The 19,449-nt window shown below is 47.3% G+C and carries 17 protein-coding genes and 1 pseudogene; 1 reads left to right on the top strand and 17 read right to left on the bottom strand.

The annotated features are described in order from the left end of the window. Positions 1–58: 58 nt before the first annotated feature. On the bottom strand, positions 59–1,777 hold the full coding sequence (locus tag ACQ5BJ_RS10655) for a long-chain-fatty-acid--CoA ligase (RefSeq protein ID WP_268623148.1): 1,719 nt from the start codon (positions 1,775–1,777) through the stop codon (positions 59–61). 78 nt (positions 1,778–1,855) lie between these two features. Beyond that, entirely contained in the window at positions 1,856–3,673 is a 1,818-nt protein-coding gene (locus tag ACQ5BJ_RS10650; protein WP_268623147.1) for an acyl-CoA dehydrogenase family protein, read from the bottom strand. Between the two features lie 600 nt (positions 3,674–4,273). Between ACQ5BJ_RS10650 and ACQ5BJ_RS10645 the strand changes: the two genes are divergently transcribed. Beyond that, a complete protein-coding gene (locus tag ACQ5BJ_RS10645) occupies positions 4,274–5,281 on the top strand; it encodes an electron transfer flavoprotein subunit alpha/FixB family protein (protein ID WP_289355056.1) in 1,008 nt (335 codons plus the stop codon). A gap of 88 nt (positions 5,282–5,369) precedes the next feature. Here the strand turns inward: ACQ5BJ_RS10645 and ACQ5BJ_RS10640 are convergent, their stop codons facing one another. The 15 genes and pseudogenes from ACQ5BJ_RS10640 to recA all read right to left on the bottom strand — a co-directional run bounded on the left by ACQ5BJ_RS10640 (position 5,370) and on the right by recA (position 19,394). After that, positions 5,370–5,873 (bottom strand): RicAFT regulatory complex protein RicA family protein, encoded by a 504-nt coding sequence (locus ACQ5BJ_RS10640; RefSeq protein ID WP_005550482.1) that lies wholly within the window; start codon positions 5,871–5,873, stop codon positions 5,370–5,372. An 86-nt stretch (positions 5,874–5,959) separates the two neighbouring features. Continuing rightward, positions 5,960–7,513 carry a tRNA (N6-isopentenyl adenosine(37)-C2)-methylthiotransferase MiaB gene (miaB, locus tag ACQ5BJ_RS10635; RefSeq protein WP_430109787.1) on the bottom strand — a complete coding sequence of 518 codons (1,554 nt, stop codon included), beginning with the start codon at positions 7,511–7,513 and terminating at the stop codon, positions 5,960–5,962. A gap of 590 nt (positions 7,514–8,103) precedes the next feature. Beyond that, positions 8,104–8,295, bottom strand: a pseudogene (locus ACQ5BJ_RS10630) (helix-turn-helix domain-containing protein); the annotation flags it as partial. Beyond that, positions 8,285–8,509: a hypothetical protein gene (locus ACQ5BJ_RS10625; protein ID WP_430109789.1), complete on the bottom strand. Its 225-nt coding sequence runs from the start codon at positions 8,507–8,509 to the stop codon at positions 8,285–8,287. The pseudogene ACQ5BJ_RS10630 and the gene ACQ5BJ_RS10625, both read right to left, overlap by 11 nt. A gap of 59 nt (positions 8,510–8,568) precedes the next feature. Then, complete coding sequence (locus tag ACQ5BJ_RS10620) at positions 8,569–8,811, bottom strand: hypothetical protein (RefSeq protein WP_289355053.1); 243 nt, start codon at positions 8,809–8,811, stop codon at positions 8,569–8,571. A gap of 93 nt (positions 8,812–8,904) precedes the next feature. Then, entirely contained in the window at positions 8,905–9,069 is a 165-nt protein-coding gene (locus tag ACQ5BJ_RS10615) for a hypothetical protein (RefSeq protein WP_268623142.1), read from the bottom strand. A gap of 219 nt (positions 9,070–9,288) precedes the next feature. Then, positions 9,289–9,858: a phosphate propanoyltransferase gene (gene pduL, locus ACQ5BJ_RS10610; protein ID WP_005550487.1), complete on the bottom strand. Its 570-nt coding sequence runs from the start codon at positions 9,856–9,858 to the stop codon at positions 9,289–9,291. Positions 9,859–9,962: 104 nt separating this feature from the next. Continuing rightward, positions 9,963–10,829: a 2-oxoacid:ferredoxin oxidoreductase subunit beta gene (locus ACQ5BJ_RS10605; protein ID WP_005550488.1), complete on the bottom strand. Its 867-nt coding sequence runs from the start codon at positions 10,827–10,829 to the stop codon at positions 9,963–9,965. A gap of 1 nt (position 10,830) precedes the next feature. Beyond that, positions 10,831–12,564 (bottom strand): 2-oxoacid:acceptor oxidoreductase subunit alpha, encoded by a 1,734-nt coding sequence (locus tag ACQ5BJ_RS10600; protein ID WP_040736655.1) that lies wholly within the window; start codon positions 12,562–12,564, stop codon positions 10,831–10,833. Between the two features lie 204 nt (positions 12,565–12,768). Then, positions 12,769–13,728 carry a dipeptidase gene (locus ACQ5BJ_RS10595; protein ID WP_005550491.1) on the bottom strand — a complete coding sequence of 320 codons (960 nt, stop codon included), beginning with the start codon at positions 13,726–13,728 and terminating at the stop codon, positions 12,769–12,771. Positions 13,729–13,928: 200 nt separating this feature from the next. Continuing rightward, entirely contained in the window at positions 13,929–14,189 is a 261-nt protein-coding gene (locus tag ACQ5BJ_RS10590; protein ID WP_005550495.1) for a stage V sporulation protein S, read from the bottom strand. Positions 14,190–14,537: 348 nt separating this feature from the next. Continuing rightward, positions 14,538–15,332: a TIGR00282 family metallophosphoesterase gene (locus ACQ5BJ_RS10585; RefSeq protein WP_163978256.1), complete on the bottom strand. Its 795-nt coding sequence runs from the start codon at positions 15,330–15,332 to the stop codon at positions 14,538–14,540. A gap of 400 nt (positions 15,333–15,732) precedes the next feature. Then, complete coding sequence (gene rny / locus ACQ5BJ_RS10580; protein ID WP_005550497.1) at positions 15,733–17,280, bottom strand: ribonuclease Y; 1,548 nt, start codon at positions 17,278–17,280, stop codon at positions 15,733–15,735. 303 nt (positions 17,281–17,583) lie between these two features. Further along, entirely contained in the window at positions 17,584–18,264 is a 681-nt protein-coding gene (locus ACQ5BJ_RS10575) for a regulatory protein RecX (RefSeq protein ID WP_268622149.1), read from the bottom strand. A 71-nt stretch (positions 18,265–18,335) separates the two neighbouring features. Continuing rightward, entirely contained in the window at positions 18,336–19,394 is a 1,059-nt protein-coding gene (gene recA / locus ACQ5BJ_RS10570) for a recombinase RecA (protein WP_040736752.1), read from the bottom strand. Positions 19,395–19,449: the final 55 nt, after the last annotated feature.

Genomic DNA, 19,449 nt, shown 5'->3' with positions numbered 1-19,449 from the left:
GATGACCGGCCTTCTCCTCTATTTTATCACATTGTTGCTTCAAATGGTTCGTCTCCTGCTACTTATCGTCAGAAGAGTTGTCGCCATGATGCTCGTGTTGGAGCCGGCGCTGCGCCTCTTCTTCAACCAGCTTACGGCGAAGCACTTTGCCAACCATCGTCTTAGGCAGCTCCCCTCGGAACTCGATTTGCCGAGGAATTTTAAATGCAGCCAGCTTCGCACGGCACCAACCGACCAAGTCCTCCTCTGTAATCGTTGAACCATCCACTCGTACGATGAAAGCCTTGACCGTTTCCCCTCGATATGGATCTGGAACTCCGATTACTGCTGCTTCTTTCACCTGAGGATGCTCGAACAGCACCTCTTCTACATCGCGCGGGAATACTTTGAATCCGCTTGCATTAATCATCTCCTTCTTCCGATCAACGATCGAGAAGAACCCATCCTCATCCATCTTCGCCATGTCACCGGTTAGCAGCCAGCCCTCTTTCAATACTTCCGCTGTCTCTCTAGGCCGATTCCAATACCCCTTCATAACCTGCGGTCCGCGTACGGCGAGCTCTCCGATAGAGCCTATCGGCAATTCTTCAAGAGTATCTGGATTTACAACTTTAGCATCAGTGTCCGGGAATGGAACCCCAATCGTTCCAGCCTTCCGATACCCCCATACCGGATTGGCATGCGTAACCGGGGAAGACTCTGTTAAGCCGTATCCCTCAATCAATCTCCCGCCCGTAATGGCTTCAAATCTTTCTTGTACCTCAAGCGGGAGAGGCGCGGAACCAGACACACATGCCTGCACCGATGATAAATCATAACGAGCAATCTCTTTATGGTGATTGATCGCAATATACATTGTCGGAGCGCCGGGGAATATCGTTACCTTTTCCTTGGAGATCGATTCCAGCACTTGTTTTGTATCGAACCGCGGCAGCAATATCAGCTTGCCTGCCAGATGGATGCCCAAATTAAGAAGAACCGTCAAGCCGAATACATGAAAGCACGGAAGTGCTGCAAGAAACGTTTCCTTGCCTCTTTGTGCGCAGTAGAACCAATTTGCCGTTTGCGTTGTATTTGCGAGCAAATTATAATGCGTCAGCATGACACCCTTGGCTACTCCTGTTGTCCCGCCCGTATATTGAAACATAGCCACATCCTGCTCGGCATCGACAGGACAAATCGTAGTCAGCGGAGCACTTGAAGCGAGCCAGCGCTTATAGCGTATTACACCAGGCACCTCGGGAACCGCAAGCGATTGACCTTCCTTCTTCATTTTGAGCGGATACAGCCAATTTTTCGGGAAAGGCAAATAATCACGGATCGAGGTTACGATCATATGATTAAGCTTGGTTTTCTGCTTGACATGCAGTACACGAGCAAACAGCAAATCGAGTGTTATGATTACCGTTGCCCCTGAATCCTCCAATTGGTGAGCCAGTTCTCCCTCCATGTACAGCGGACTGGTCATCACTACGATTCCACCCATAAATAACGTGCCATAATAGGCAATAAGCATTTGCGGGCAATTCGGCAGCATGATGGCAACCCGATCCCCTGCACTCACCCCGAGCGAGCGCAAGCCGCCTGCAAATTGATAAACTGAAGCAAGCAATTCACGATAAGAAAGCGCCTTACCCATGAATTCAATCGCTGTACGCTCTGGGTACTCAGCAGCAGCCTTCTCCAGCAGGTGTGCCACATTATGCTTCGGATAGTCGAACGACGGAGCTACTTCTTTCGGATAATGGCGCAGCCAAGGCCTTTCATCAGCACTCATGTGCTACTCCCCTTCCTCGTTCTGTCTGCGCTGCGCGCAAGGCAGCAGCGCAGATCAGTCACTGAAAATAGCGCTTAATTACATCACGATATACCGTTCGTTCGCGATTACACGAACAGCGATGTCCCGCTTCTGCGAAATTAAGGACAATGGCGAGGTGCGGCTGAACTTCTTGAGCAAAGAGAGCTGCGTGCGAAGCACGTCCCCTGATGCAGCTTCATGGAGTGTTTCCTTTGCTCTTTGCTCGATAACCTGGATCGAATCGCGAACGAATACCTGAGTCATCCGCATAGCCAGAGCAGCCTTCTCCTCTCCAAAGCGGTTGATTAGCTTATTCGTTCGCAGTATCGCGCTTTCTGCCGCATAAATGTAAATCATCATATCAGCAAGGGCAGAGAGAACCTCCTGCTGCTCCTCGATACGTGTTCCATATTTCTGAACAGCGGTTCCACCCACGACCAGAAAAGCGGTCTTCATTTGGTTCAATAGTCCATATAGAACAGACAAGGGATCCTCTTCGCTGTCGCTAAGAGATGGACGGAATGCAAGCACCTCTTCCTGCAGCCGCTCCAATCGCTCCATTAATGGGAGCTCTCCCTTCAATGCTTTTTTCAGCAGCGTACCTGGAATGAGAAGCCGGTTGATTTCATTCGTGCCCTCGAAAATGCGGTTAATGCGCGCATCACGATAAATTCGCTCCACCTTGTATTCTTGGGTGTAACCATAGCCACCGTGAATTTGCACGCCTTCATCCGCAATTGTATGCAGTGCTTCACTGCCGAACACCTTAATAATGGAGCATTCAAGGGCAAATTCTGCGATTGCTTTGGCTGGAGACGCGACCGTATGCGTACCGCCTTGTGTTCCCGTATCCGTTGACTTCTCATGTAAGCCCTGGAGCATAGCGTCGATATAACCAGAGGTTCGATAAACCATGCTTTCTAATACATAAGTTAGCGTATTCATCTCGGCAAGCTTCTTCCCAATAAGCGGGAAGCTGCTGATCGGCTTGCCGAACTGCGTTCTTGCATTCGCATAGGCAGAAGCCAGCTGGATCGTTTCCTTTGCTGCGCCAAGACAGCCCGCCCCTAGCTTGAATCTGCCGATATTTAATATGTTAAAAGCAATAAGGTGCCCTTTCCCGATCTCTCCGAGCACATTATCAACAGGTACACGCATGTTATCAAAGTAAATCGGGCAGGTGGATGAGCCCTTGATTCCCATCTTTTTCTCTTCCGGTCCAACCGTAAATCCTTCCATGCCTCGCTCCACGATAAACGCCGTAAATTTCTCACCGTCTACCTTCGCATATACGATAAAAATATCCGCAAATCCTGCGTTCGTAATATACAGTTTTGAGCCGTTTAAAGTATAATGGGCCCCATCCTCAGTCAGCTTAGCAGTTGTACGAGCGCCTAGTGCATCAGATCCTGAGGCGGGTTCGGTTAAACAATAGGCGGCTATTTTAGCGCCAGTTGCTAGTTGCGGCAAATATGTGCGCTTTTGCTGTTCGGTTCCAAAGTACACGATCGGCAGTGTCCCAATCCCTACGTGAGCCCCAATGGACAATGCGAAGGACGATGCCTTCGCCAGATTCTCATTTACGATCGTGGAGCTCACCTTATCGAGTCCCAGCCCGCCAAAAACTTCGGGTATATCCACGGCTAATAGGCCGAGCTCACCAGCCTTGCGCATCAGTTGAACTGTCAGCTCGTAATTGAGCCGTTCAATCTCTTCATCATGCTGCAGCACATCCCCTTCGACAAAAGCCTTTGTTGTATCGGCGAACAACCGCTGCTCTGAGGTGAAATCCTCGGGCGTTACTACCCATTCAAGCTTCGGCTCGTCAATAACGAAACCACCGCCCCTTATTCGCGTCGTAGACGCTGCATCCATGCCTCATTCCTCCTGTCCCATGCTGTTCATCTCGTACAGTGCTGTTCGGATAGCTTCGTCCCAGGCTGTCCCAAGCCTATGTAGCCAAACCTATGCCGAAAGACGGGTTTACAGCTATCCGTCCCCCATTTGTAATGAGTAAGACAAGCCATTTTACATAAATTAGCAACCCTTCTCCCCTTCCTTATGCAGGATGCTGTCTAATCTGTACTCACGCAACTTGGCTGTACGTAAAGAACTATGTTTGATGGATATGAGTTTTGACACTAAAAAATTCGTCCTTGCCCTTGCTATGACCGCTGGTTAATGAAATTGCTGAATCAGGAATAGAGATAAGTTAACAAATTCCCCCATACAATGATTGCATAAAGTTGAGAATAAGTCTTAATTACAGACCGGTCTGCTCTTGGAAGACGGAGGAAAGAGGATTATTCATCCTTATGACGAATATGGCAATAAAGAAACAGGAAAGTGGAAAGGGAACTATGGCGGACATCCCTCTAATCACTTCGTTACACATCGACCATGCGCTTGCTTCTAAACGATAAGATCTACAAGTAAGCCGCAAGCGTGCTATCGACTGGAAAGGAGTGCTGCCCTATGAGCCGCACATATGCTGTAATTGCTGAAATACGTGGAACTCGATTGCACCAGGTTACATTCGAAGCGCTTGGTGCTGCTGCGCAGATGGCGAAGCCTGATGATCGAATTATTGTGCTTGTCATTGGATATCAACTTGCAGAGGACACCATCCAGTCCTTAAAGATTCGAGGAATTGCGCAAGTTAGCTGCGCAGATGATGAAAGGTATAGATATTACGAGGCAGAAACCTATTTTTCGGCATTGCAAGCATTTACGGAACAGCAATCACCAGATGTCGTGCTGCTTGGACACACGGCTATGGGACGCGACCTTGCCCCTATGCTTGCTGCCCAGCTCCATACTGGCCATATTTCAGATGTCGTCTCCATACAATCGGATGCGGCTGGCAGTACGTTCTTGAGACCTGTCTATGCAGGCAAAGCATTTGAAACAAAACGCTTTGCCAACCAAGCCCGACCTTGGATTATCACGATCCGGCCTAACTACTTCAGTCCTATAACCCAACAAGCTGGAAGGCTTCCCGCGTATCAGTCCGTAAATGATCCTCAATTTATTTCCCTGCTTGCCCCGGCCTCATCCTTACGGACTGTCGTCCATGAAGTTGTGACCAGAATGAGCGGATCTGTAAATTTGTCTGAGGCTAAAATTATTATTTCTGGCGGGCGCGGTGTGAAAAGCCCCGCAGGTTTCAAGCCGCTGGAGCAGCTGGCCCGTGTACTGAATGGTGCAGTCGGGGCTTCGCGCGGCGCTTGTGATGCCGGCTATTGCGATTACTCTCTGCAGATCGGACAAACGGGCAAGGTCGTTACGCCCGAAATTTATTTCGCATGTGGAATTAGCGGCGCCATCCAACATATTGCAGGGATGGGTCAATCCCGCACTATCGTTGCCATCAATATTGATCCATATGCTCCTATTTTCAAGGTAGCCAATTACGCTATTGTTGGCGACTTATTCGAGGTTGTGCCGCTGCTTACCGAACAATTCCGCAAGCTATTATCCTAATTTGCTTCCTCTCACCCTATTTCCTTCAACAATCGCAAAAGAAGGCTTCCCGCCTTAACTGCAGGAAGCCTTCTTATTTCATCCTATGCTAATCGCATGATTCTGGCGCTTCTGGTGTGGCTGCTTCTACCTCGATCTTCTCAGATACCGTGTCACGAATAACCGACATGATCAGTTGAAGCAAATAATTTACATCACTCTGGCTTTGCTGGAATTCCACAACGAGCGGAATATTATCCAGTTCGTCTTGGAGCTCGCTAATCTCATTTTCAATTTTATCCACCATCTTAGCGTTTTGGAATGATTGGAACGCAACCAATTCCTTTTGCTTTTTCTTAATCGAGGAGATTAGCTCTTGTACCCTATTATGCATCTGAATTTGCTTCTCGGCTTGCTGGAATTGCCGAACCTCATCTGTCGTGAGAATAAGCTCGGACAACTGCTTCGCCTTTGCCATAATATCTTCGCGGACTAGCAAGTCCCGCGTATTGAACTTCGGTATTCCGCATCCCGATCGATGGACATGCTCCTCATGTTCCGAGTGTTCTGCGTGTTCCGAATTCACCTTTGAAGATTGTGACTGTTGCGTCAATGAGAACCTCTCCCATCTATTCGGCCTGAATTGTATTGGTAAAATCTATCTCTTCTCGTTTATTGTATCCGATAATACAGAAAAGGTTAAGAAGTCATTTGCATCGGTTCTGTGACAAGCACACCCTTGATGTAATATGACATAATATCTGTAATTTTAACATGTACGATTTGACCGATCAACGATGCCGGACCTGCAAAATGGACAAGCTTGTTCGTACGCGTACGTGCAGATAAAATGTCAGGGTTATTCTTACTTTCCCCTTCTACCAAGACTTCAACGACTTGATCCATCAATCGTTCGTTACTGCGACGACTCTGCTCCTGCAGCAGTGCATTCAAGCGCTGCAAGCGCTCCTTCTTCACTTCCATCGGAACATTGTCTTCCATCCCTGCCGCTGGCGTGCCTTCTCGCGGTGAATAGATAAAAGTGTAGGCAAAGTCGAATTCTACCTCTCGCACGAGAGACATCGTTTCTTCGAACTGTTCATCTGTCTCGCCTGGGAAACCGACGATAATATCTGTCGTAAAGACGACATCTGGAATCGCCTGCTTGATTTTGAAAGCCAGTTCCAGGAAGCGTTTCCGGTCATACTTGCGGCTCATTTTCTTCAATATTTCCGTGCTTCCTGATTGTACAGGAAGATGAATATGCTCAACCAAATTGCCGCGCTTTGCAAGCACCTCAATTAATCGGTCATCAAAGTCTCTTGGATGAGAAGTGGTAAAGCGAATGCGCGGTACATCGATGGTACGAATTTCATCCATCAAATCGCCGAATGAATAGGTAATGTCGGCAAAATCTTTACCGTAAGCGTTGACATTTTGACCGAGCAGTGTAATCTCCTTGAACCCTTGACGAGCCAAGTCTCTAACCTCAGCAATTACGTCTTCCGGACGGCGGCTGCGCTCTTTCCCGCGTGTGTACGGAACGATGCAGTATGTACAGAACTTATCGCAGCCATACATAATGTTGACCCATGCTCGCATACCTTCCCGCTTCTTCGGCAGATTTTCAATAATGTCGCCTTCTTTAGACCATACCTCCACGACCATTTCCTTATTGAACAAGGCATCGCGAATCAGCACCGGCAAGCGGTGAATATTATGTGTACCGAATACGATATCAACGAATTGATGCTTTTGCATGATTCGATTCACGACATTTTCTTCTTGGGACATACAACCGCACACGCCAAGAATAAGCCCAGGTCTTTGCAGCTTCAATGTCTTCAAATGTCCGAGTTCGCCAAAAACTTTATCCTCTGCATTTTCACGAATCGCACATGTATTTAATAAAATGATATCGGCCTGTTTCCGATCTTCCGTTTTTTCATAGCCCATTTGTTCGAGCAAGCCGCTCATTGTCTCGGAATCATGCTCGTTCATCTGGCAGCCGAATGTATAGATGATATATTTCTTTCCAACACCTAGATCCTTTAGCTCCTCAGGCACTGCCTGATCATAATGCACCTGAATATCCTGTTTGCCCCGTTGCTTCTCTTGACGCTGGTTAGGCTCCGAAATAATGTTGATTTCACGACCATTTATACGAATCCGTTTACCTTGTTCATCCTCGGAAATGACTTTGGCATTCGAGAAATCAAAATATTTGGAGTAATCTTTCGACTCTTTGTTCATTTGTGTCGGCACTCCTTCTTCTCAATCGATTCTGTAGGTTTTCATTGTGGTGTTCATTTGTAGTCTTCTATCTTTATGCAAACCACCAATGTATGTACATGAACATCACTTCGAATTATACCATCATCCGAAGATGAGAGCCAAGAATGAACTTCCATATTTAGTTATTACGGAGTGGACAACATGGCCCTATGCTATCCAAAATACTGTAAACAGTAAGAATTTCCAAAATTCAAAATGGACAGGATTGGTCATTGTGGCCTGGTGTTAAACATCGTTTTTGCGGGTAGAGTGTGGATCATGTATGAAAAAAAGCCTCGGAGCATTCCGGGGCTTACTTTTTTGGCTTAGGTCTCATTGTGTCATAAACAGGTTTATTGCACTTTAAAGCAGGTATATACTTCATCCACCCAGCGGCCACGCATCGCAGTCATATAAAGATGAAATCCATTTCAGGTCAATATTTTATATTGATTGACGTACAATGATGTTATAAGGAATAAGGAGGAAGAACATTCTCTTGAAGGTGCTAATTTTCCACTCACTTTATAGATTCAATTCTTTTCCGCTTTCCTTCTGTATCTTTTCAAGCTATATTGTTTGCCAATAGGCTGTTCAAGTCGCTTGTGTTCTCCGTTTTTGTACCATCTCATCCACGTTTGTATTTGCGTCCTGTTTTTGATGTGTAACTCTTTCATGACTTCTTTAACGGTAATTCCCGCTAATCTCATTTCTATTGCTTTCAGCTTCACTTCCAATGGATAACTCACTCTAGGTGCCATCACAAGCACCACAAGAATCTACGTTCAGTACGAGACAGCTTATCGCGTATTCCCCAAATTCCTTGCCCTCGATTGTAATCTGATTGTCCTTTACAACCGTAATGACACCATTCGAAATACAGTGAATCAACTCATTCGGTAATAGTGGGTGAACCGGAGGAACTGGCATCGCTAAAACCGTTGCTGTTGCCAATACATTGGATGATTTTTTCATAGTCTGTAAGCCTCCTAGGTATGTTCCTTTGCGTTACATTTCCTAAAGACGGGCGCGCGTCAACTAATGTTGCAAGTGAAAATAAGCCAATCCCCCCTGAAAACGGAAGGACGGGAGCCTGTACCTGCTTGACCTTCCCGGGCGTGTACTACTTCACCAGCTACGAAAGCACAGATAGGAGCTTTATGGCTCTTAACAATATCAATGTCTGTATGAAATACTGTGCCGCCGTTGAATGGATCACTTCTGTATCCATATGGGCTTGTTACGCGGAATCCATATTCTCCCCAATTAATTGTCATTCTGACATCTCCTTTTCGTGACTCTAACCGTTATTTTTTATCAAGATCCGATTTGCCCAGTTCAATAACCCAATTCAATACAGGCAGCGGCAGCTAGTCATTCCATCCTGATCCTATGCTGTTGGCGATCATGGACTGTAACACATGGTAGAGAGTACCGAGGGCGATCGCCCCAAATACAAGACCAGGCAGCCCGAACATGACGTCAAGCAGATGCCCGCCACACGGAAGCAGCAGAATGAAAAATGTCCTTGCCACGCCTCCAAACCGCTTTCCATTTGTCCATCTCTAAACCTCCCCAATTGAAATAGCCCCCACGCTGGTGAGGGCATAAAAATAGCATAGCGCTGACCGTCTATGCGGCAGCGCCTAAACTACATATTTAATATGAACTCTGCTCTTACAAAGTAGTCATCTATGCAAAAAAGGCACAGCCCATAAGGACTGCACCTTTAATTTCTTAGTATGATTCAATAATTAATCAATGATCTCAGCTGTGTCGCCGTTTTTTACACCAGCAGCATTCGCTTCGTCTGTGTCGATATGCATGTCCAATGCAAATTTTTCGGAAACACGTGCAATCACGTTTTCAAATACAACACCGCGCTCTCCGCCTACACGTACGCGAAGCTTTTGCTTGTCTTGAATCCCCCATTTTTCTGCATCAGAAGTATGGAAGTGAATGTGACGCGCAGCTACGATAACGCCGTCTTGCAGTTCAACTTCACCGGCAGGTCCTTTTACAAGAATACCTGGAGTACCTTCGATATCACCAGATTCGCGAACTGGTGCTTTTACACCAATTGCAAAGGAGTCAGTACGGGAAATTTCCAATTGGGATGCAGGGCGTGCAGGTCCCAAAATACGAACTTTATTGAAGGATCCTTTGGAACCTACAACTTCAACTGTTTCGTTCGCAGCATATTGTCCTGGCTGGGACAATGGCTTGAACTCAGTCAATTGATAGCCTTTGCCGAACAAAATCTCGATATGTTCTTGAGTCAAATGAATATGGCGAGCGGATACGCCGACAGGTACGTTTTTCATTTCTCTTCCACCTCACGTATGTGTTCTCTCTAGCTAGTACCAAATCATATTATACTACGAAAAGCAACAAGGCATGCGCCTAAAGACGCATGCCTTTTCAACAATTATTTGAATTCTGCCACCAATTTGTCAAATTCTTCAGAAGAAAGACGAATATTTTGCTTCGCTAACGGTTCAGCGCGGAATCCAGATACGAGATTCTCATAGCTCTTCTTCGATGTATCTTGATAGATAAGACCTGTTATCATTCCATCTGTTTCCATCAGCTTCGTCATTGCCGCGATGCGGTTAGACGGATCATAGCCTTCCACGGAATCCAAATTGATGATGTTCTCCTTGAACCAATCATACGTATTGATCTTGTTGAAGGTTACACATGGGCTGAACACGTTGATTAATGAGAAGCCTTCGTGCTTGATGCCTTCTTCAATCAAGGATGTCAGCTGCTTCAAATCACTTGAGAACGATTGTGCTACGAAGGTAGCTCCCGCGGAGAGCGCAATTTCAAGCGGACTCAATGTGTTCTCGATTGCGCCTTCCGGTGTACTCTTCGTCTTAAAGCCGACCGCGCTGCGTGGCGAAGTCTGACCTTTCGTTAATCCATAGATTTGATTATCCATTACGATGTAGGTTATGTTGATGTTACGACGAATCGCATGCACCGTATGTCCCATCCCAATCGCGAAGCCGTCTCCATCCCCGCCGGATGCAATGACGGTCAAGTCGCGATTGGCCAGCTTCAATCCTTGTGCGATTGGAAGCGCACGGCCGTGAATGCTGTGGAAGCCGTATGCATTAATATATCCTGAAATCCGACCAGAACAACCAATCCCTGATACAACTGCCAAATTCTCAGGTTCCAATCCGACATTGGCAGCTGCGCGTTGAATGGCTGCCTGAATTGAGAAGTCGCCGCAGCCTGGGCACCAATTCGGCTTCACATTGTTGCGAAACTCTTTGAACGTTGCCATTCTAGACCAACTCCTTGCTTTGTTTGTACAATTCCAAAGGCAGGAACGGAGTTCCATCATATTTATTAATTCGGCGAAGCTTCTCTCCGAATCCGACGTTCAGTTTCACTTGATCAGCCAATTGGCCAGTAGCATTGTTCTCTACCACAACGATTTGCTTCGCCTTCTGCGCATGCGGAGTGAATAGCTCTGTTGGGAACGGATAGATTTGACGAACGGTGATGTGGTTCGTCTTTACACCGTCTGCTTCCAAGCGTCTGCGCGCTTCATCAATCGTACCGCCTGTGGAGCCCATACCCACCAGAAGTAAATCTGGTTCTTCATGCGGTACATCTGCATGAATGGCGTTTGTCACCTGCAGCCCATTCAATTTGTTCAACCGTTTGTCCATCATCTTCTTGCGGTTCACTGCACTTTCCGACGGTCTGCCGATCTCGTCGTGCTCTACGCCAGTTACGTGGTGAAGCCCGCCTTTCTCTCCTGGGATAACACGTGGAGAGATGCCGTCTTCCGTAAACTCATAGCGCTTAAACTGTTGGTTAGCCTCTAACGGAGGTACATCACTCACCAGCTTGCCGCGGTCGATCATGATTTGCTCATAATCCAGCATTTCACATGTTTGCTTGCCGAGAGACAATTGCAAATCCGTCAATACGATAACTGGACATTGGTATTTCTCTGCTAGGTTGAATGCTTCTACTGTATCGAAGAAGCACTCTTCTATTGAACTTGGCGCGATCACGATCTTTGGAATTTCACCGTGCGTCCCGTAAATCATCGCGTTCATATCACTTTGTTCCTGCTTCGTCGGAAGCCCTGTACTTGGACCGCCGCGCTGTGTATTTACGATTACAATCGGTGTTTCCGTCATCCCCGCAAGACCGATTGCCTCAGTCTTCAAGGATAGACCAGGACCTGCGGACGCAGTCAATGCACGTACGCCTCCATAGTTAGCGCCGATCGCCATCGTAACTGCTGCGATCTCATCCTCTGTTTGAATAACCGTGCCGCCGAACTTCGGCAGACGCTTAATCAAATATTCCATAATCTCAGATGCTGGCGTAATTGGATAAGCCGCCATCAGGCGGCATCCTGCTGCCACTGCACCCAAGCCAATTGCATCGTTACCTATCATGAACAGCTTCTGCTTGCCATCAGCCGGCTCCAGCTTGAAATCATCAAGCGGACCGCCTGCTTGCTCCAGCACGAACTCTGCACCTCTACGTGCCGCCTCTACGTTCTTCTCTACGACTGCTGGACCCTTACGACTGAATTCCTCTTCAAGCGCCTTGTTGAAGACCTCCAGCGGCAATCCAAGCAGTGCCCATGAAGCGCCTGAAGCAACCATGTTCTTCATGAGAGAAGCACCCAGCTCTTCCGCGATTGCTGTGAACGGAACAGCGAACAGACGTGCATCTACACCTTCTGGCACAGTCGGATTGAACTTTGCATCTGCGACGATAACGCCGCCCGAACGAAGTTCACCAACGTTCAAATCGATGGATTCCTGGTCGAATGCGACCAGAATGTCCAAGTCGTCTGAAATTGCACGAATCGGCTTCGTACTGATACGAATCTTGTTGTTCGTATGACCACCCTTAATACGAGAAGAAAAATGACGGTAACCATATAAATAGTATCCAAGACGATTCAATGCCGTCGAGAAAATACGGTCCGTACTTTCTACGCCTTCCCCTTGCTGACCCCCGATTTTCCAAGACAATTGACTAATCAAGCTCGCCCACTCCTTTTGAAAGGTGACTCGCATATGCATCACGACGGATGCCACCAAAATTCGATAAATTGTAACAAGTAAAATACTGTAATGGTTGAGTCAATCTCATTCTATGTCCAGAGGTTGGAAAAAGCAAGCGTTTTCGCCGATGTCCACGATAGCAAGTTTCGATAGATATGATACCTTCATGAGATGAATGGACAATTATCCTTTCCTCGCAGGAAGGTTCGTCTTCAGAAACTGGACAGCATTGCTATGAGCAATGCGATTGACAAATTCCGACGAATATCTGTATTCGATCGCTTCCAGCAAATTGCCGTATCGACCGGCGTGTTCCAACCCTTGCACCTTGCGATCAATGCCGTCGAAGTCCGAGCCGAACATGATATGATGTTCACCGCCCAATTCACATATCCGATCGATATGGCGAAGCAAATCCTCAATCGTAACAGCTTGGCGATCCGAGATAAATTGCGGTACAAATGTTATTCCGATTCTGCCGTCACGCTCGATAATTGCCTTAATCTGTGCATCACTCAAGTTTCTTGGATGGGCAAGCACATGAGCCGAATTGGAATGAGATGCGAATACGGGACGCGCTGTGAGCTCCAACAGCTCCCAGAAAGCACGTTCATTCAAATGGGAGACATCTACCAGCATCCCCAGCTTGTCACACTCGCGAATGAGTTGTTTCCCCTTGTTCGTAAAGCCAGCCTGCCTCGGCTCTAGGGTTCCGTCTACAGCCCAGTTTGAGTGATTCCAAGTCAATCCAAGGAAACGAACGCCAAGCTCAAATGCAGTTCGCACATACACCATGTCGCCTTCCAGACCGTCAACACCTTCAATGGACAGCAATGCCCCCGTTGCCTGGGGAATTTTCTCCCAATGCTCAACATCTTCGCGCCACCGAATAAGGGACACGTCTGGCAGTGAACATATCCGTTCTCGCAGCAAATCAATACAACGCAAAATTTGAGAGAATTGCGGAGGGCCGCTAAGTAAAGCTTCTTCTAAAAATACCGCAAAAACCTGCATGCCTACATTACCTGCCCGCATACGCGGCAGCGTAATATCCAGTGCATCCTCGCTCATAAAATCCAGTTTGCCAGTGTAGAGCATCTTGTACAATACATCGCAATGAAAATCAATAATTCGTTGTGTCATGTTATCCCGTCTCCTTCTTTTTGTTATTCTTATCGGATCGCTAATCTATTCCGCCGCTATTCGAAACTGTGCTTGTCCGAATTGCCGCACCTAGATCCATCTTATCCATCTTTCTTCCCGAGGAACACAAAGCAAAAAACCTGCTTACGTTGTAAACAGGCTGAAAAAAGTCGTTACTCACACACCACTGTCGACGTATATTATCTGGGCTCAACTATCAATTTAATTGCTGTCCGATCCTCGCCATCGATGACAATATCCGTGAAAGCGGGAACACAAATCAAATCCACACCACTTGGTGCAACGAATCCCCGTGCAATGGCAACGGCCTTAATCGCTTGGTTCAAGGCCCCTGCGCCAATTGCTTGCAGTTCGGCTGCTCCCCGTTCACGCAAAACCCCTGCTAACGCTCCAGCTACCGAATTAGGATTGGACTTTGCTGAAACCTTTAATACTTCCATGGAAAGTACCTCCTCGGGATTGTTAAGGTTAGACTCCATTATTACAACATATTCGTGAATGTGCTAAAAATTCCTTCACAATGCAGATTCATTCACTTTCGGGCACCCTGGCTCGACTGGTTCGGATTTAGGCTCCGCTCTGTTCAAGCGTCATCCGTTAACAATAACCATTCCATAAACGCTTCTTTATCGCTTCCCCCCCAATTCAAGAACCTCCTGAGCACCTTCCTATCCCAACGTTTAGCATGGCTTACCGTTCATCTTACCTATCATTCAACGCATACAGCAAAAAGGCGAAGCCAGTGCTCTCGCACTTGCCTCGCCTGCTTCTTACCGCAATTACTGCAATTACTCCATTATCCACTCGTCTTCACGAACACGGATCTTTTCAAGCTTAACAGCCTTGCCGGTAGCTTCATCAATTTCGACTACAAGCCCATGGAACTGCCATTTTCCTTCGTCAACAACGAAACGGACTGGTAGCTGTGTCTTGAACTTGCGTAGCACAGCTTCCCTTTCCATTCCCAGCACGCCTTCCTTGGAGCCTACCATACCCACATCTGTTAAGTAAGCAGTGCCTCCTGGCAAGATTGTATCGTCATTTGTCTGTACATGCGTATGTGTACCTACTACAAGTGACGCGCGGCCATCCAAGTGCCAACCCATCGCAATCTTCTCTGACGTTGCCTCAGCGTGGAAGTCAACAAGTATCGCCCGCGATTTCTTCCCCAGTGATTCAATGATTTCATCCGTCGTACGGAATGGGCAATCAATAGCCGGCAAAAAGGTGCGGCCTTGCACATTGACGATTACCAGTTCCTTGCCGTTGGCCTTAATTACCGTATGACCTTGGCCTGGTGTCCCGGGCGGGAAGTTCGCTGGGCGAACCATGCGTTTCTCGTCGTCAATCCATTCGAATATATCCTTATTGTCCCATGTGTGGTTCCCCATTGTAAAGCCGTGAACGCCTAGATCAACGAACTCCTTAACAATCGCAGAAGTTACACCTCTGCCTCCGGCAGCATTTTCAGCGTTCGCAATGATGATGTGTGGATTGTGCTTTTGCTTGAGTGACGGAAGAACCTGCTTGAGGGCTTTGCGCCCCGTATTTCCGACGATATCTCCGATAAACATTACTTTCATCTTGCCTAAGTCCTCCTTGCGACAGCCTCTAGCCCAGTTCTTCTTGAGTTCCGACCAGTTGAGGCAGCTTTCTATCTCCTAACCATTTCTTCGATGTATTAAAAAAAGGTCGGTTTGCAGCATCGAGAAGGTTGCGCGAACTTGAAGCGTATGCTTCCGTAGTGAGTTTTGCATTGCAAAACTTGTAGGGAGCGGCGAAGTGTAGATGAGACTACATGAGCAGCTGAATGTTTCCGTTGGAAACATACTTCGAAAGCATACGCCCTTCGAAAGTGAACGCACGATTCGATGTCAAGTTACTTTCTGCATCTCTTTGTGCCCAAAAGCGAACTTTTTGAACAACCGCTAAAAGGGAGAAGTGGCCTAATTAGGCCACTTCTCCAAATCCTATATGTGCATCCTATTTCGCATATTCAACCGCTCGGGTTTCGCGAATGACCGTTACCTTAATATGCCCTGGATAATCCAATTCATTTTCAATCGTCTTCGTAATTTCACGAGCAAGACGATATGCTTCGGCATCATCAATCTTCTCCGGTTGTACCATTACGCGGACTTCACGTCCCGCTTGAATCGCGTATGATTTCTCAACGCCCTCGAACGACTCTGAAATCTCTTCCAGTTTTTCAAGTCGTTTGATGTATGTTTCAAGCGTTTCCCTACGAGCGCCTGGTCTTGCTGCCGACAAAGCGTCAGCGGCAGCGACCAGCATAGCGATGACAGATGTTGCTTCACAGTCGCCATGGTGGGATGCGATGCTGTTAATGACTACAGGATGTTCTTTATACTTCTTCGCCAACTCTACGCCGATTTCGACGTGAGATCCTTCAACTTCATGATCCAACGCTTTTCCGATGTCATGCAACAGCCCGGCACGTTTGGCTAACGTTACATCCTCTCCAAGCTCTCCTGCCATCAAACCGGCAAGATAAGCCACTTCCATAGAGTGCTTCAGTACGTTCTGTCCATAACTTGTACGGAACTTCAAACGACCCAATATTTTGATCAAATCAGGATGCAATCCGTGCACGCCGACTTCGAATGTAGCTTGTTCTCCGTATTCGCGAATCCGCTCGTCCACTTCCTTGCGCGACTTCTCCACCATTTCCTCGATGCGAGCTGGGTGAATACGTCCGTCTGCAACGAGCTTCTCAAGAGATGTTCTTGCAATTTCACGGCGAATCGGGTCGAATCCGGACAGAATAACCGCTTCAGGCGTGTCATCGATAATGAGATCGATCCCTGTCAACGTCTCGAGCGCGCGGATATTTCGTCCTTCGCGACCGATAATGCGGCCCTTCATCTCTTCGTTCGGCAATGCAACAACGGATACCGTCGTTTCTGCGACATGATCTGCAGCGCAACGCTGGATAGCCATCGTAATAATCTCACGGGAGCGCTTGTCCGCTTCCTCGCGAGCTTGCTGCTCAATCTCTTTAATCATTTGCGCCGTTTCATGACGCACTTCTTGCTCTACATTCGTCAAAATAATTGTACGCGCATCTTCCATCGTCAGATTCGAAATGCGTTCTAATTCTGTAACTTGCTGCTGACAAATTTGATCGATCTGTTCTTGTGTTTCTTCGATTCGTTTCTCTTTAGCAGCTACTTGTTCTTCTTTACGTTCCAGCGCTTCTAACTTTTTATCCAACGACTCTTCTTTTTGCAATAAGCGTCTTTCGAGTCGTTGAACTTCGTTCCGTCGTTCGCGGATGTCCTTCTCCGCTTCATTGCGAAGCTTATGGATTTCGTCCTTCGCTTCAAGCACTGCTTCTTTCTTCAGCGCTTCAGCTTCCTTGCGCGCGCCATCCATAATTTGTTCCGCGGCGTGTTCAGCACTCGTTATCTTCGCTTCGGCAAGCGATTTGCGAATCAGGTATCCGATTCCAAACCCCAAGAACAATGCGGCCACAACGAGAACGATCGCGAGCCAAAGTTGTACGTTCATTGCCTCACCTCCCCGTTGGTTCCTCCAAGCACTGCTTGGGACAGGTTACATTTTTGGTTTTCAAGTTTCCCTATTCATTAATCAACTCAATAGACTAGTGTTCGTGCACTAGCCTATGTATATGCTCTAGGCATACACGGGCGTCGCCTTAAGGCGACAATCGGAAATCAGTAAATTGGCGAAATGAATCATTAGAAATCAATCTCTGGAAGAGGGGATTGATCTCGTGAAAATAAAGATACATGTTCATTTTATTATTCATGAAAAGATATTGTCAAGCAAATGACGTGAGTGGTCACTTTATTATTCGTCAAGATGGCCTGATACACCCTCTTCATCAACTTGCTCATCCGCTGCAGCATAAGCTGCCCGACGCGCCATATCCATTGGGAAGCCTCTGCGGGCGAGGAAGGCTGCCACTTTTTGCTTGCGCAGATGCATTTCCCCCTTCGTCTGTCTCCATTTTTTGCGAGCGGCATGCAGTGCGCTTTCCCATTCCTCTTCCGGATCTATCGAATAAAGCGCAGTTTCAATATGCCGATCCTGCACTCCCTTTTGCTTCAGCTCATGCTGAATCCAGCGGCGCCCCTTCATATGACGATTCAGACGCTGATGCGCCCATTGCATTGCATATGATTTATCATCGACCAACCACTCCCGTTCCAAACGATCGAGCACCTCATGCACGATGCCGTCTTCATAGCCCTTCTGGGCTAGGTTACGTGCGAGTTCGATGCGTGTACGTGGTTTGCGCTGCAAATACTTAATCGCTTGCACGTAGGCCTTATTCCCTTCGTCTGCACGCAATATCTCCGTAAGGGAGTCGAGTGACAGTTCTGATCCTTTTAATAGTCGGAACTTGATCATCACATCTTCATGCACTTCAAGCGGAGCTGCCCCATCGAAATGAATCGTATAGCGACCAGCCTGTCTCTCCACGCGCTCTATGCGTGTGATTGTTACGATACGTTCACTATCCTTCAAACGGCTCTCCTCCATACAAATACATAGAAGCACCTTCGCCTAACGCGAAGGTGCTTTGAGCAGACAACGAATTATTCGTCGTCACCTAATTCCAATTCTAATGTATCATCATCATCTTCACTAACACCCTTAGCAGGGATTGTTGTCGTTAGATTGCTTGCTTCACGAATTTGATTTTCAATGGATAACGCAATTTCCGAATGTTCCTTCAAGAATTGCTTCGCATTCTCGCGACCTTGGCCCAATCGCTCACCCTCGAAGGAATACCAAGCACCGCTCTTCTGCACGATATCCATCTCTGTGCCAATATCGACGATGCTTCCCTCGCGTGAGATACCTTCACCATACATGATGTCGATGTCTGCCTGCTTGAACGGAGGAGCAACCTTATTCTTAACAACCTTGATGCGTGTACGGTTACCAATCATATCTGTACCTTGCTTAATTGTCTCAACACGGCGTACCTCAAGACGAACACTGGAATAGAACTTCAATGCACGGCCGCCTGGCGTTGTTTCCGGGTTACCGAACATCACGCCAACCTTCTCACGAAGCTGGTTGATGAAGATCGCGATCGTCTTCGATTTGCTGATTGCACCAGACAATTTACGCAATGCCTGCGACATCAAGCGAGCCTGAAGACCAACATGGGAGTCTCCCATTTCGCCTTCAATCTCTGCCTTCGGAACAAGTGCTGCAACAGAGTCAATAACGATAATGTCGACAGCACCGCTTCGTACCAATGCTTCCGCAATTTCAAGCGCTTGCTCCCCTGTATCTGGCTGGGACAACAGAAGTTCGTCAATATTGACGCCCAGCTTGCTTGCATATAGCGGATCCAACGCGTGTTCCGCATCAATAAATGCAGCTTGTCCACCAGTCTTCTGTACTTCAGCGATCGCATGAAGCGCAACCGTTGTCTTACCGGAAGATTCTGGTCCATAAACCTCGATAATACGACCTCTCGGCAAACCGCCGATTCCTAAAGCTATATCTAATGCAAGAGATCCGCTTGGTACAATCTCGACTTGCATGTGATTGGATTCGCCAAGTTTCATGATCGAACCTTTACCGAATTGTTTCTCAATTTGACGCAAAGCCATTTCTAACGCAGCGCGACGATCTGACACAAACTCACTTCCTTCACTGATTCGTTTGATATATACATCATAACGTGTTTCATTC

This window comes from Paenibacillus sp. B1-35, from assembly GCF_050474385.1.
GTDB classification, from domain to species: Bacteria; Bacillota; Bacilli; order Paenibacillales; family Paenibacillaceae; genus Paenibacillus_B; species Paenibacillus_B alvei.
This window is presented reverse-complemented; position numbering and strand designations above follow the sequence as displayed.